The organism is Telluria sp. ZB4P37 (genome assembly GCF_059685855.1).
Genome location: NZ_JCASID010000001.1, coordinates 190,489 through 203,466, shown reverse-complemented (window position 1 = coordinate 203,466; position 12,978 = coordinate 190,489). Strand labels below are relative to the sequence as shown.

At 66.4% G+C, this 12,978-nt stretch carries 12 protein-coding genes; 7 read left to right on the top strand and 5 right to left on the bottom strand.

Going from position 1 to position 12,978, the window contains the following annotated elements; genetic code table 11:
* Window positions 1–23 precede the first annotated feature (23 nt).
* Window positions 24–275 carry a WGxxGxxG family protein gene (locus AC56K1_RS01035; RefSeq protein ID WP_497155995.1) on the top strand — a complete coding sequence of 84 codons (252 nt, stop codon included), beginning with the start codon at window positions 24–26 and terminating at the stop codon, window positions 273–275.
* A 541-nt stretch (window positions 276–816) separates the two neighbouring features.
* Here the strand turns inward: AC56K1_RS01035 and sppA are convergent.
* The 5 genes from sppA to AC56K1_RS01010 all read right to left on the bottom strand — a co-directional run bounded on the left by sppA (window position 817) and on the right by AC56K1_RS01010 (window position 7,543).
* Window positions 817–2,673, bottom strand: a complete 1,857-nt coding sequence (gene sppA / locus AC56K1_RS01030; protein ID WP_497155994.1) for a signal peptide peptidase SppA — start codon at window positions 2,671–2,673, stop codon at window positions 817–819.
* 32 nt (window positions 2,674–2,705) lie between these two features.
* On the bottom strand, window positions 2,706–4,175 hold the full coding sequence (locus AC56K1_RS01025; protein WP_497155993.1) for a sodium:solute symporter: 1,470 nt from the start codon (window positions 4,173–4,175) through the stop codon (window positions 2,706–2,708).
* A gap of 92 nt (window positions 4,176–4,267) precedes the next feature.
* Window positions 4,268–4,702 (bottom strand): hypothetical protein, encoded by a 435-nt coding sequence (locus tag AC56K1_RS01020; RefSeq protein WP_497155992.1) that lies wholly within the window; start codon window positions 4,700–4,702, stop codon window positions 4,268–4,270.
* 242 nt (window positions 4,703–4,944) lie between these two features.
* On the bottom strand, window positions 4,945–6,483 hold the full coding sequence (locus AC56K1_RS01015; RefSeq protein WP_497155991.1) for an NYN domain-containing protein: 1,539 nt from the start codon (window positions 6,481–6,483) through the stop codon (window positions 4,945–4,947).
* Between the two features lie 640 nt (window positions 6,484–7,123).
* Window positions 7,124–7,543: a DUF1810 domain-containing protein gene (locus tag AC56K1_RS01010; RefSeq protein ID WP_497155990.1), complete on the bottom strand. Its 420-nt coding sequence runs from the start codon at window positions 7,541–7,543 to the stop codon at window positions 7,124–7,126.
* 63 nt (window positions 7,544–7,606) lie between these two features.
* Here AC56K1_RS01010 and AC56K1_RS01005 point away from each other — a divergent pair, with 63 nt between their 5' ends.
* The 6 genes from AC56K1_RS01005 to AC56K1_RS00980 all read left to right on the top strand — a co-directional run bounded on the left by AC56K1_RS01005 (window position 7,607) and on the right by AC56K1_RS00980 (window position 12,966).
* The gene (locus AC56K1_RS01005; RefSeq protein WP_497155989.1) at window positions 7,607–7,822 is read left to right on the top strand and encodes a DUF3820 family protein; all 216 of its coding nucleotides are present in this window, start codon (window positions 7,607–7,609) and stop codon (window positions 7,820–7,822) included.
* Window positions 7,823–7,911: 89 nt separating this feature from the next.
* Entirely contained in the window at window positions 7,912–8,562 is a 651-nt protein-coding gene (gene ribA / locus AC56K1_RS01000; protein WP_497155988.1) for a GTP cyclohydrolase II, read from the top strand.
* Between the two features lie 68 nt (window positions 8,563–8,630).
* Window positions 8,631–10,088: a S1 family peptidase gene (locus AC56K1_RS00995; RefSeq protein ID WP_497155987.1), complete on the top strand. Its 1,458-nt coding sequence runs from the start codon at window positions 8,631–8,633 to the stop codon at window positions 10,086–10,088.
* A complete protein-coding gene (locus AC56K1_RS00990; protein WP_497155986.1) occupies window positions 10,085–11,071 on the top strand; it encodes an FHA domain-containing protein in 987 nt (328 codons plus the stop codon). Before AC56K1_RS00995 ends, AC56K1_RS00990 begins: the two co-directional genes overlap by 4 nt.
* A 93-nt stretch (window positions 11,072–11,164) precedes the next feature.
* A complete protein-coding gene (locus AC56K1_RS00985) occupies window positions 11,165–12,217 on the top strand; it encodes a sensor histidine kinase (RefSeq protein ID WP_497155985.1) in 1,053 nt (350 codons plus the stop codon).
* Window positions 12,205–12,966 carry a LytR/AlgR family response regulator transcription factor gene (locus AC56K1_RS00980; protein WP_497155984.1) on the top strand — a complete coding sequence of 254 codons (762 nt, stop codon included), beginning with the start codon at window positions 12,205–12,207 and terminating at the stop codon, window positions 12,964–12,966. The genes AC56K1_RS00985 and AC56K1_RS00980 overlap by 13 nt, the downstream gene beginning before the upstream one ends.
* Window positions 12,967–12,978: the final 12 nt, after the last annotated feature.

The window sequence follows — 12,978 nt, the reverse complement described above, 5'->3', positions numbered from 1 at the left end:
TATCAAACCACTTGGAGCCAATTATGAAAAAAATCATCCCAGCTATCGTCGCCCTGTCGATCACCGCCGCCGTCGCCCTGCCGGCCGCAGCACAGACCGCCACCACCCCGGATACCACCGTCACCTCGACCACCACCACCGTCCCGGTCGAAGAAGAGCGCGACTACGGCTGGATCGGGCTGCTGGGCCTGGCCGGCCTGCTCGGCCTGCGCCGCAAGCACGACGACCACGCGCACCGCACCACCACCACCACGACCAATCCGAATAATCGTTAATCAGTTTTAAATCAGTATTGCGGCGTTTTATACGGCGCCGCAATACCGCAAACTGAACGGTCGTCGTGGATGAGTAAATAATGCAAATGGCAGGGAGCGAATGATTCGCTGCCCTGCCATTATGCATTCAGACGATTCATATTATACGGCTGGCGGCATCCATTATTGCCGCCGGCCGGCAATGGATTCGCCAAACTGGAATTAACGTCGGCGAAGGCCGCGAGCACGGTCTGCCGATAGCGCGCGACCGTGGCCTGGTGAGGACAGACTGCGGGGAAGGGTTCGACTCCATGCTCATCCCTGTTCTCTCGGCCAAGATGCCATTTGTACAATACTGATGAGAAAAGGTCAGCGCGCTACCCGGCTTCACATGTTTCGTAGCGTACATCGCACGCACCGGCTTGTTACAAGGGGGACAGGCCTGGCACCGATGCACACCGATGCCGGGACTTCCGGGGCGTAAACGGAAAACGGGCGCGGAATTCGCTCCGCGCCCGTCTTGTCGCTGTCGTATCCGGCTACACACCGGCTACAAATCTCCTCACGGCGCGGCGCACAGGCAGTGCGTGACGGCGGCGAACGGCTTGCGGCCATCGGCCACGTCCTTCAGGAAGGCCATGTCCTGCATCACCTGGGCCGCCGGGCCGGCCGGCAGTGCGACATCGATCAGGCCGAGTTTCACCTGGATGTTCAGCGCCTGCACGCTCGAGGCACCCATCATGTTCAGGAAGCGCTCGACCTTGTTGATCGGGCGCTCGACATAGGCTACGCGGTAGTCCGCGCCCAGCTTGGCGCGCTTGGCGGCCGAGTTCAGGGCATCGCGGTAATTGCCCAGGCGGTCGACAAGGCCACGTTCCTTGGCCTGGGCGCCGGTCCAGACCCGGCCCTGGCCGACTTCGTCGATCTTCGCGGCCGTGGTCTTGCGCGCCGCCGCGGCCTTGGTGGTGAACTCGCTGTAGACGTGGTTGATGCTGCTCTGGATCAGCTGTGTAAAGCGCGGGTCGATCGGGCGCAGCGGGTTGTAGGCGTCCGCCAGCCAGGTCGTGGTGTGGCCGCCGGTATGGATGCCCAGCTTGTCGCTCACCTTCTCGGCCGTCGGCAGGATGGTGAACACGCCGATCGAGCCGGTGATGGTGGCCGGGTCGGCGATGACTTCGTCGGCCGCCATCGAGATCCAGTAGCCGCCCGATGCCGCGACGCTGCCCATCGACACCACTACCGGCTTGCCGGCGGCGCGGGTCAGTTCCAGCTCGCGCCGGATCAGTTCCGAACCATAGGCGCTGCCGCCGGGCGAATCGACGCGCAGCACGACGGCCTTGACCTGCTCGTCCTCGCGCGCCTGGCGGATCAGATTGGCGGTAGTGATACCGCCGACCACGCCCGGGCCGCTGCTGCCTTCGGTGATGTTGCCCGAGGCTACGATCACGCCCACCGCTTCGCCGAAAGGTTTCTGCGGGTGGCGTTCCAGGTAGTCCAGGTACCCGACCTGGCGGAAAGACTTGGTGCCCTCGTCATAGACGCCGCGCTTGACCAGCATCTCGCGGATTTCGTCGCGGGTCTTGACACCGTCGACCAGCTTGACGTTCTGCGCCACCTTGGCCGCGCTGCCGCCCGCCGCATCCATTTGCTGGGGCAGCGTCTCGATCCATTTGGCGACCGCGCCGGCTGGGAGCTTGCGGTTCTTCTCGACCTGCCCCGTGTAGTCCTGCCACAGGGCGTCGTACAGGAAGCTGTCGGCTTCCTGGGCCGCCTCGGACGGGCCGTTGGCGATATACGGTTCGGCGAAGCTCTTGTAGGTGCCGACCTTGATCAGGTTGACGGTCACGCCCAGCTTGTCGAGGGCGTCGCGGTAGTAGTTACGGCGCCCGCCGAAGCCTTCGATCATCACCATGCCCATCGGGTGGACATAGACTTCGTCGGCGTGCGAAGCGACCAGGTAGCGCTTCTGGTCGTACATCCCGCCCCAGGCGACGACCTTCTTGCCGGATGCCTTGACGCGGTCGATGCCGGCGCCGATCTCGCGCAGCATGGCCATGCCGCCGCCATCCATCTGGTCGAGCAGCAGCACCACGGTGGTGATGTGCTTGTCCTTGGCCGCTTCATCGAGCACGCGCAGCACGTCGCGCAGGCGCACGCTGCGCTTGCTGTCGCGGCCGACGCTGTCGAGCAGCGTGTCCTGGAAGCTCGATTCGTGCTGCTCGACCAGGTCGCCTTTCAGTTCGAGCACCAGCGCGCTCTTGTCGCCGATCGGCTTGACGCCGCCGGAGAAGGCCGCGACCAGGACCACGAGCGCGATCAGCAGGAACAGCAAATTCATCACGGTGCGACGGGTGAAGTCCACCGCATTCCACAGCATGCCGAAGCCGCGGCGCAACGCACTCAAGGGTTTGAAAGCCATCAACACTCCACAGGTCAGTAAATTAGTTTGATTCAGGCCGCGACGGCAGCCGTCCCGGCATTTTCCTTGTGCGAAATCGCATACAGTCCGGCATACACCAGTATGCCATTTACCATAAGCAATTCCAGCCCAAGGCGGTAGGAACCGAGCAGGTGTTCCTGATTGTACTCAAGGAGTGCGCATAGAATCGGTGCGCCGATCGTAATAAACGGCACCAGGCGGTCATTCAGGCTGCGGCGCGTCATCATGCCGAAGGTGAACAGGCCCAGCAGCGGCCCATAGGTATACGCAGCCAGCTTCAGGATGACCACGATCATGCTCGGGTTGTCGGCCAGCTTGAAGCCCATCACCAGGAACAGGAACACCCCGGCAAAACCCAGGTGCACGCGGCGGCGCAGGGTTTCCTTGGCGGCGTCGAGCATGTCGGTGCGGCGCTTGATGCCGAGGATGTCGATGCAGAACGACGAGGTCAGCGCGGTGATGGCGCCATCGGCGCTTGGAAACAGCGCCGAGATCAGGGCGATCAAAAAGATGATCTGCACCGTGGCGGGTAAATGGCCCATGATCACGGCCGGGAAGATCTTGTCGCCGGTGGCGGTCACGCCGGCTACGGGGGCATACAGGTAGAGCAGGCCGCCCAGGAACAGGAAGCTCATCAGGACCACCACCAGCACGGCGGTCAGGGTCAACAGGTTCTTCTGCGAATCCTTGAGCGTCTTGACGGAAATGGTCTTCTGCATCATTTCCTGGTCCATGCCGGTCATGGTCAGCACGATGAAGATGCCGGCCACGATCTGCTTGAGGAAGAAGTTGGGGCTGTCGAAGTCGAGCGTGAAGATGCGCGCCAGGCCTTGCGACTGCATCTGGTTCAGGCTTTCGGGGATCGACATGCCCAGCTCGCCCAGCAGGAACCAGACGCAGGCGAACAGGCCGAACAGCATGCAGGTGGTCTGCAGGGTATCGGTCCAGACGATGGTTTTCACGCCGCCCTGGTAGGTGTACATCAGGATCATGCCCAGGATGACCAGGGTCGTCATCCAGAACGGGATGCCCAGGCTGTCGAGGATGATCGCCTGCAGGATGTTCACCACCAGGTAGAGGCGCGCGGTGGCCCCCAGCAGGCGCGAGATGATGAAGAAGCCCGCCCCGCTCTGGTAGGCGCGGCGCCCGAGGCGCACGTCCAGGTAATGGTAGATCGAGGTCAGTCCGAGCCGGTAGTACAGCGGCAGCAAAATATAGGCCACGGCGATGTAGCCGAACACGTAGCCGATCAGGATCTGGGCGTAGCCGAAGGCGTCTTTTCCGACAGCGCCGGGCACGCTGATGAAAGTGGCGCCGGACAGCGTGGTGCCGACCATGCCGAAGGCGACCAGCATCCAGTTGCTGCTCTTGTTACCGATGAAGAAGCTGTCGTTGTTGGCGTTGCGGGAGGTGGCCCAGGCCACGCCGAGCAGGAGCGCGAAATAGCCGATGAGGATGCAGAACAGTAGTACCGGTGACATGGAATTCCAATGCAGTTGTCGTTTCGCCCAGCAATATACACCCAAGCGAAGTCACCGGGAATGGCGTCCGGCCCCGGCCACTGCCCGCCGGCTCAGGCTTCCTCGCCCTGCACCCGCCGGAAGGGCCCGATGCAGGTCTCCATGGTTTCGTCGGCGCACATCAGGAACAGCGCGCCCGAAGGGTGGAAGCGGATGAAATTCGTGGCCCTGGTGCCGACCTTCATGATGGCGCCGGCGCAGTCTTTCTTGCCGTTGTCCTTGGTGATCTGGTCGTCCAGCCGGTAGAAGCCCTTGGCGCTGGGCTTATCAAGGATGCGGTATGCGCTCTCGGAGACTTCTTCGGCGCTGGTGACGAGCGTGGTGCCGTCGGCGCGGAAGCGGTAGGTTTCCGAGCAGCTCAGGTCGGGCAGGCTCAGCTTCCAGATGCCGAGGATGGGATGGTCGGACGGGGGTGCGGCGCGGGCGGGAGCGGCCAGGAGCAAGGGCAAGGCCACTAGGGCAGAAGAAACTGCGGCAAATACGCGCATGGCAGGCTCCCGGGACGCTCGTGCGGGGCGGATACCCCGTCAGCCTGCGCAGGCAGGCGATGGCATTATTACATTGGGGCTGCAGGGGTGGCGCACGGGGTGCAGGGTGTGCGGTGCGACGTGCGAGGATGCGAGGTAGGAAGTACGGGAGTATGCGGGAAACAGCACGCCCAAAAGCTTCGTTTGCAAAATCGGGTACCCGCCTTCGCGGGAACCCACGTTCCTACCGCAGAAGCAAAGGCCTATTCCTTCGCCTTTGCCGGACGACGCCCGCGCGGTGCTGCGCTGCGCGCCGCCGGCTTGCGTGCCGGCCGCGCCGACTTCTTGCGCGGCGCCGTGCCTTCGGCAACGTTGCCATCGACATCGTCGCTGGTATCGTCGTCGAAATCGTCGTCATGGCTGGCGCTGGCAGGCACCGGCGCGGGCGCCGGCTCCGCTTCGGCTGGCGGCGCTACAGTCTCCTCGACGGCAGCGGCGGCCGCAGCCTTGCGTGCCGCCGGCTTGCGCGGCGCGCGGCGGCGTTCCTTGGCAGATGCCGCCTCGGGCTCGACAGCTTCCGCAACCGCTTCCTCAGCAGCTTCCTGCGCCGCACGCGCATCATGTGCGGCGCGCTCTGCCACTTCCGGCGCCGCCACAGGCACATCCACCTCCTGCGCCACCGGCGCTACCTCACCACGGTAGCTCTTGCGGCCACCGCGCCCACGACCGCGCGGCTCCGGCCTGGTGTCCACAGGCTCCGCAAGCTCGGCTTCTTGCACGGCCGGCTCCGGTGCGACAGCCTCTGGCGCGGCCTGTTCGGCCGCTTCGCCACGCCCTGCTCCCTTGTTGCGGCCACCGCGGCTGCGGCGGCGCGGTTCGCCCCGGCCCTCGACGGCGGCATCGCCCTCGTCCGCCTGTGCGCCCGCTTCGTCGTCGCCGCTGTCGCCAACCACCACCAGCTCCGGCGCCGGCATCGCCAACGGGGCGTTGGCGCTGCGGAAGACATAGGTGCCGGATTTCTCGTCGCGGCCGAATTCGAACAGGCCGCGCGTCTGCGCTTCTTCGAGCAGGTTGCCGAAGGTGCGGAAGCCGTAATAGGTCTCGGAGAAGTCAGGACGGCGGCGCTTAAGGGTGTCCTTCAGCAGCGAAGCCCAGATCTTGCCGGTGTCGCCGCGTTCGGAAGTGAGGGCGTCGAAGGTCTCGACCACCATTTCGAGTGCCTGCACCTTGCGCGCCTCGAGTTCCTCCTTGCGCTTGTCGTCGGTCGGACGGCGGTTGTTCTGCGGGGCGGCCTTGCGCTCGTCGCGCTTGGCGGCGGCGCGGCGCACTTCGCGCACCAGGTCGTCGTAGAAGATGAATTCGTCGCAGTTCGCCACCAGCAGGTCGGAAGTGGACTGCTTGACGCCCACGCCGATCACCCGCTTGGCGTTTTCGCGCAATTTCGAGACCAGCGGCGAGAAGTCGGAATCGCCCGAGATGATGACGAAGGTGTCGACGTGCGACTTGGTGTAGCACAGGTCGAGTGCATCGACCACCAGGCGGATGTCGGCCGAGTTCTTGCCGGACTGGCGCACGTGCGGGATTTCGATCATCTCGAAATTCGCCTCGTGCATCGGGGCCTTGAATGCCTTGTAGCGATCCCAGTCGCAATAGGCCTTCTTGACGACGATGCTGCCCTTGAGCAGGAGGCGCTCGAGCACCGGGCGGATGTCGAATTTTTCGTAATTGGCGTCGCGCACGCCGAGTGCGACGTTTTCGAAGTCGCAGAACACCGCCATGCTGATGTTGTCGGAAGAAGCCATGAGTTGTTTTTTTCTGGTAATGAGTGAACGAGCTGACGCTGAATTATACGCAACACGCTTCCCCATGGCGTCTTGCTCGCATGCGGGGCCGGGGTGCGGGCAAAACTGCCCGCACGTTTGCCCGTTGCATATATGCTATTTACGGCAGGAACTCCCCTATTTTGCCCGATCACCATCAGCTCGCCTCTTTCACTCTCGCTAAACCGTCACGTCCCAACCGAACCATGCTCTCCCCCTCCGTCTGCGAGTCGGCGTTCAACAGTTCGCCCATCGGCGAATACCTGTTGTCCCCAACGCCCGCAGCCATCATCCTCGCCGTCAACGATGCATTCCTGAGCGCTTCCCGGCGCCGGCGCGAGGAGCTGCCGGGAGTCAGCCTGTTCACGGCCTTCCCGTCGAATCCGGACGACCCGGCCAGCAGCACGAACCAAGCGAAGCTGCGCGCCTCGCCGGCCCGGGTGCGGGAAACCGGCCGGCCCGACACCCTGCCTGTGCAGCGCTACCCGATTCCCCTGCTGGAACTGTCCGGCCACGAGGTCCAGGTCGAACATGGGGCCTTGGGGGGGCATTGGAACGGGCGCGCAGCATGGCGCCGCTGGCCTGCCTGCTGGCCGGCCTGGGCCAGGCTCGCCAGGCAGCCTTACAGGCGCGCCAGCGTCTCGTCGTCCGGCTCGCCGTCGAAATACTTGTCGATGCAGGCCTGGAACACCGCCTCGTCCGGCGCCACGTCGGCGAACAGGGTCATCGACGACCGGAATTTCATCGTATCGGGATGGCCGAATATCTCTTCGGCGCTGCGGCCGTCGAGCGCGGCCACGATCGATGCGCATTCGCGCAGGCGCGGACCCAGCACCGGATGCGCGAGATAGGCGGCGGCCTCGTCGCCATTGCGCAATGCATAGCGGCGCGCCATCTCGCTGTGCCCGAGCCCGGCAATCTGGGGAAAGATGAACCACATCCAGTGCGTGCGCTTGTGCCCGGCGCGCAGCTCGGCGACCGCCGTGCCGTACACCGGCGCCTGCGCCTGGACGAAGCGCTCCAGGTCGAATTCGGTTTCCATGATGTGCTCCTCCCTGTCCGACAAATGCTACAACGTTCCCCGGATTTGCTAAAGTGCGGCACGATGAACAGCGAACACCTCACCCTCCTGCTGGAACGCGACATGCCCTTTGGGAAGTACCAGGGGCGCAAGATCGCCGACCTTCCCGGCCACTACCTCGGCTGGTTCGCCCGCGAAGGCTTCCCGCGCGGCGAACTGGGCCAGCTGCTGGCCCTGATGTACGAACTCGACCACAACGACCTGCGCGGCCTGCTCGACCCGCTGCGGCGCGCGCGCTGAGCGGGTGCGGCCGGGGCCGGCGCACGGCTGGGGCGGATTTCCGGTAAACTACACGGTTACAGCAACACGCTCCAACCACGAGAAACGCCATGCCTGCCATGCCCACCCTGCCCGCCAGCGACCAGCTGCTCGATTACGTCACCTCGTGCGCCCTGCCGACCCCGTGGGCGCAATTCACCCTGCACGCCTTCGTCGAGCATGCCACGGGCAAGGAGCACCTGGCGATGGTGCTGGGCGACATTGGCGACGGCGAACCGGTGCTGGCGCGCGTGCATTCCGAATGCCTGACCGGCGACGTGCTGTTCTCGCAGCGCTGCGACTGCGGCGCCCAGCTCGAAGGCGCGTTGCAACGCATCGCCGAGGAAGGCCGCGGCGTGCTGCTCTACCTGCGCCAGGAAGGCCGCGGCATCGGCCTGCTCAACAAGATCCGTGCCTACCGCCTGCAGGAAGCCGGCGCCGACACGGTCGAGGCCAACCTGCAGCTGGGCTTTCATGCCGACGCCCGCAATTACGAATTGTGCCAGCCGATGCTGGCGCATTTCGGCGTGCGCTCGCTGCGCCTGATGACCAACAACCCGCGCAAGATCGCCGCCCTCACCCGCCTCGGCATCGAGGTGGCCGACCGCGTGCCGCTGCTGGTCAACCGCAACGTCTTCAACAACAGCTACCTGGACACCAAGCAGGCCAAGCTCGGTCACATGATGACCCCGGACGCCGTCGCGGAGCCCGGCACGACCTGACGCTAACGCGCGCACGCACTGCCTGTCCGGTGGCAAGATAGGGCTTCATCTTGCTAAAAAGAGAATGCATGAAACGGAAAGCCGTTGCCTTGCTCTTGACTTGCCTGGCGGCCGTCGCGGCGCAGGCCCAGCGGCCAGTCCGGCCCGCAGCGGGCGCGGCGCCGCTTGCCACGCGCCCTGCCGGCCCGGCTGCCCTCCCCGCCGCCACGCCGTCTGCCGCGCCGCCCCACCTGCCGCCTTCCGCGCCGCCCGGCGTCACCCCGTCCGCTCCCGCGCCCGGCGAAGTCGATGCCCAGGAGGCCCTGCCCCTGCCCTCGTCGGCCGCCCAGGATTTGTATGCTTCGGCGCGCGGCGACCTGCTGCAGATCCGCATGCTGCTCAAGAACGGGCGCACCCAGTCCACCGTCGGCTCGGGCTTTTTGGTCGGCACCGGCAACCTGGTGGTGACCAACTACCACGTCGTGTCGCAACTGGCGCTCGACCCGGACGTCTACACTGCCGAATTCGTGGACACCGACGGCACCAGCGGCCCGGTGGAGCTGATGGCGGTGGACGTGCTGCACGACCTGGCCGTGGTGCGGGTCGACCGCAAGGGCCGCGGCTTCTTCAAATTGCCGGAACGTCCCCTGCGCCTGAACCAGGGCCAGCGCCTGTACTCGCTCGGCAATCCGCTCGACCTCGGTTTTGCGATCTCGGAAGGCGCGTATAACGGCGTGGTGACGCGCAGCTTCTACGACCAGCTGATCTTCAGCGGCACCATCAATTCCGGGATGAGCGGCGGTCCCAGCGTGACCGGCAACGGCCTGGTGGCCGGCGTCAACGTGTCCAAGCGGCGCGACGGCGAATCGGTCAGCTTCCTGGTGCCGGTGAAGTATGCGCAGGAGCTGCTGCGCAAGGCCGAAGCGCAGCTGCGGCCCCCGAAGGACTTCAACCCCGTGATCGCCGGCCAGTTGCTGACCCACCAGCGCGCCATGGTCGACCGCCTGCTGGAGGAGCCGCTGGCCATCAAGAGCATGGGGCCGTATCTGGTGCCGGTGCGCGAGTCGGGCCAGCTGCGCTGCTGGGGGCGCTCGAACGTGAAGGCGGCCACCGCCTATACCTCGGACGCGATGAGCTGCGCGATGGAAGCGGCGGTCTATGTGTCGGCGGCCCAGCAGACCGGGCACGTGTCGATGACCCACCAGTACATCCGCTCCGACAACCTGCACCCGCTGCCCTTCGCGGCCCTGTCCAGCCGCCTGTTCCGCACCGACCAGCCGCGCGGCGCCGGTGACGCGCGCCTGACCAAGCCGCATTGCACCGAGCAGTTCGTGCACACCCGCACCCTGCCGCTGCGCGCGGTGACCTGCGTGCGCGCCTACCGCAAGTTCGAAGGCCTGTACAACTTCACCCTGCTCACGGCCAGCACCGACGCGGCCGAATCGAGCCTGCAAAGCCGGCTCGATATCTCCGGGGTCTCCTACGACAACGGCATGCGCGTCACGCGCGCCTTCCTCGGCGCCTTCGGGCGCAACCTGCGCCGATGACGGAGCACACGCCCGACGCTCAAGGCGGCCCGTGGACCATCGAGATGCTGGCCCGCAGCGGCGAGGTGATGCACCGGCACCGGGCCACCCGCCTGCCGATCCGGGTCGGGCGCGCCTACGACAACGATTTCATCGTCGACGACGATTATGCCGCGGCCCACCACGTGGAGATCGATGCCGGCAAGGACGGCGCCCTGGTGCTGCGCGACCTCGGCAGCCGCAACGGCGTGGTGCATGCCGGGCGCCGGGTGCAGCAGGTGGTCATGCAAGGCGACACCGTGGTGCGCATGGGCCATACCTCGCTGCGGGTGCGCCCGGCCGGTTTCCCGGTGCCGCCCGAGATGGTCGACCGTACCATGCACGGCTGGGAAGGCCTGCTGCCGGGCGCCGCCGGCGTGCTGCTGACGGCAACGGTGGCGCTGCTGGTGGCCTGGCTGCTGGACGCCCAGCCCTTCGAGCTGCTGTACTACGTGCTGGCGCCGGCCTGGGGCATCGGCGCGGCGCTGCTGTGGAGCAGCCTGTGGGCTTTCCTGAACCGCCTGTTCGGGCGTCATGCGCGCCTCGGGCGCCACCTGTTCATCTTCGGCTGCGGGGTGGCGGCCCTGGTCGGCGTGCGCTTGCTGGGCAGCGTGGTGGCCTATGCCGGCTCGTTCGAATGGCTCACGCGCTACGGCTCGCATGCAGCGGTGGCGACCGTCGCAGGCATCATCTATTTCCACCTCGCGACCATCCACCCCCCGCTGCGGCGCCGCCTGCGCGCGCTGTGCGCGGCCGTGGCCCTCCTCGGCTCGGGCCTGGTGCTGATCGGCAACGAGCAGCGCCATGGGCGTACCGCCGACGAGCTGTACATGTCGGTGCTGCTGCCGCCGCAGCTCCGGGCCAGCCCGGATGCCACGGTGGCCGACTACATGGGATCGGTCGCGGCGATGCGCGCGGACATCGATGCGGAGCGCGCCGGCCAGGCCGCCAAGGGCGGCAACTGACAAGACCGCGCGCCGAAGGGCGTCCATGCGCGCTGCTTTGACAAGCACCGGCGGATGGCCGATCATCGCTCATCCTTCCAGCCCCCTGTGCCGATGAACACCAACCGAAGCAAGCGTGCCGCCGCCATGGCCTGGGTCCTGTTCTGGACCCTGATGGTGCTGGTCGCGGTCGAAGACTACCGGCGCGACGGCGGCAGCGCTTACTGGCAGCCGGTGCTCTGGGAGCTGTCCTCGGCGCTGGTCGCGACGCTCCTGCTGCTGGTCCAGCGCCGCGCAAACGCGCGTTACGACGGCCTGATTGCCACCCCGGCGCGCTGGTTCGCGCGCCAGGCGCTGCTGCTGCCCTTGTACTGGATCAGCTTCGTGCCGTTGGTCTTCGGCATCCGCCATGCGGTATATGCGCTGGCCGGCGCGCAGTACGCGCACGAGCCCTGGCCCCGGGTGTTTGTGTATGAATCGCTGAAGATCACCGTCTTCATCGGGCTGTTCACCGTGATCGGCTTCGGCCTGCTGTCCTACCGCGAGCTGCTCGGTGCGCGCCTGCGCGCAGAGCAGGCCAATGCGCTGCTGCGCGAGGCGCAACTGCAGTCGCTGGCGCGCCAGATGCAGCCGCACTTCCTGTTCAACGCCCTCAATACGGTATCCTCGCTGATGCACGTAGATGTCGCCCGTGCCGACGCCATGCTGGTGCGCCTTGCCGACATGCTGCGCGCCACGCTGGCGCTGGGCGAACGGGCGCAGGCCACCCTCGCCGAGGAGCTGCGCCTGGCGCAAGGCTATGCGGGCGTGATGGAAGAGCGTTTCGCCGGCCGCGTGCGCATCGACTGGCAGATCGCCGACGAGGTGCTGGACGTGCAGCTGCCGGCCGTCAGCCTGCAGCCACTGCTGGAAAACGTCTTCAAGCACACGGTCGAACGGCGCCGCGAGCCGACCCATATCACGGTCAGCGCCGGGCGCGAAGGCGGCAGCCTGGTGCTGCGGGTCGACGACGATGCCGGCCTGATTGCGGAGAGCGAGCCGGGGATCGGCCTGGCCAATCTGCGCACGCGCCTGGCCTTTCTTCACGGCGACGCGGCCGGCATCGCACTGACCCAGCTCGCACCGGCCGGCGTGCGTGCCGAGTTGAGGGTCCCATGCGCATCCTGATCGTCGACGACGAAGCTCCCGCGCGGGCGCGCCTGCGCAGGATGCTGGCGCTGGAACCTGACATCGAGGCCATCGGCGAGGCCGACGATGGGCACGAGGCGATGGCGATGCTGGCCGCATTCCGGCCCGACGCCCTGCTGCTCGACATCGAGATGCCGGGGCTGTCGGGCATCGACCTGGCCGCTTCGCTTCCAAGCCCGGCGCCGCAGGTCGTGTTCGTGACGGCCTACGATGGCTATGCGCTGCGCGCATTCGATGCCGGCGCGATCGACTACCTGCTCAAGCCCTTCGACCAGCTGCGCTTGCGGCGCGCGCTGGAGCGCCTGCGCGAGCGCCATGCGGCCGGCCGGCCCCAGCCCACCGGCCTGTCGCCCCTGAATTTGCTGGTGGCCGAGCGTGGCGCCACCCGGGTCGTGCCGGTAGCCGAGATCGAGTGGCTCGAAACGGCCGACAACTACGTGGTCCTGCATACCGCAGGCGCGCAGCCGCTGCTGCGCCAGACCCTGACCGGCCTGCTCGAGCGCATCGGCCCCGGCTTCGTGCGCTGCCACCGGCGCGCGGCGGTGCGCATCGCCTGCATCGCGCACATCCATCCGCTGGAAAAAGGCGACTGCGAGCTGGTGCTCAAAAGCAGCGCGCGGGTCCCGTGCAGCCGCCAGTTCCGCCAGGCGGTGCTGAATGCCCTCTCGCACTCCGGCCTGCCCCACGGGGCGCCCGCTTCGCCACAAAACGGTCGCGCGCCCGGGTAAAGCGCGGCAAGC

Coding starts and splice junctions, on each gene's coding strand:
- AC56K1_RS01035 (WP_497155995.1), top strand. CDS start 24: ATGAAAAAAATCATCCCAGCTATCGTCGCCCTGTCGATCACCGCCGCC.
- sppA (WP_497155994.1), bottom strand. CDS start 2,673: ATGGCTTTCAAACCCTTGAGTGCGTTGCGCCGCGGCTTCGGCATGCTG.
- AC56K1_RS01025 (WP_497155993.1), bottom strand. CDS start 4,175: ATGTCACCGGTACTACTGTTCTGCATCCTCATCGGCTATTTCGCGCTC.
- AC56K1_RS01020 (WP_497155992.1), bottom strand. CDS start 4,702: ATGCGCGTATTTGCCGCAGTTTCTTCTGCCCTAGTGGCCTTGCCCTTG.
- AC56K1_RS01015 (WP_497155991.1), bottom strand. CDS start 6,483: ATGGCTTCTTCCGACAACATCAGCATGGCGGTGTTCTGCGACTTCGAA.
- AC56K1_RS01010 (WP_497155990.1), bottom strand. CDS start 7,543: ATGGAAACCGAATTCGACCTGGAGCGCTTCGTCCAGGCGCAGGCGCCG.
- AC56K1_RS01005 (WP_497155989.1), top strand. CDS start 7,607: ATGAACAGCGAACACCTCACCCTCCTGCTGGAACGCGACATGCCCTTT.
- ribA (WP_497155988.1), top strand. CDS start 7,912: ATGCCTGCCATGCCCACCCTGCCCGCCAGCGACCAGCTGCTCGATTAC.
- AC56K1_RS00995 (WP_497155987.1), top strand. CDS start 8,631: ATGAAACGGAAAGCCGTTGCCTTGCTCTTGACTTGCCTGGCGGCCGTC.
- AC56K1_RS00990 (WP_497155986.1), top strand. CDS start 10,085: ATGACGGAGCACACGCCCGACGCTCAAGGCGGCCCGTGGACCATCGAG.
- AC56K1_RS00985 (WP_497155985.1), top strand. CDS start 11,165: ATGAACACCAACCGAAGCAAGCGTGCCGCCGCCATGGCCTGGGTCCTG.
- AC56K1_RS00980 (WP_497155984.1), top strand. CDS start 12,205: ATGCGCATCCTGATCGTCGACGACGAAGCTCCCGCGCGGGCGCGCCTG.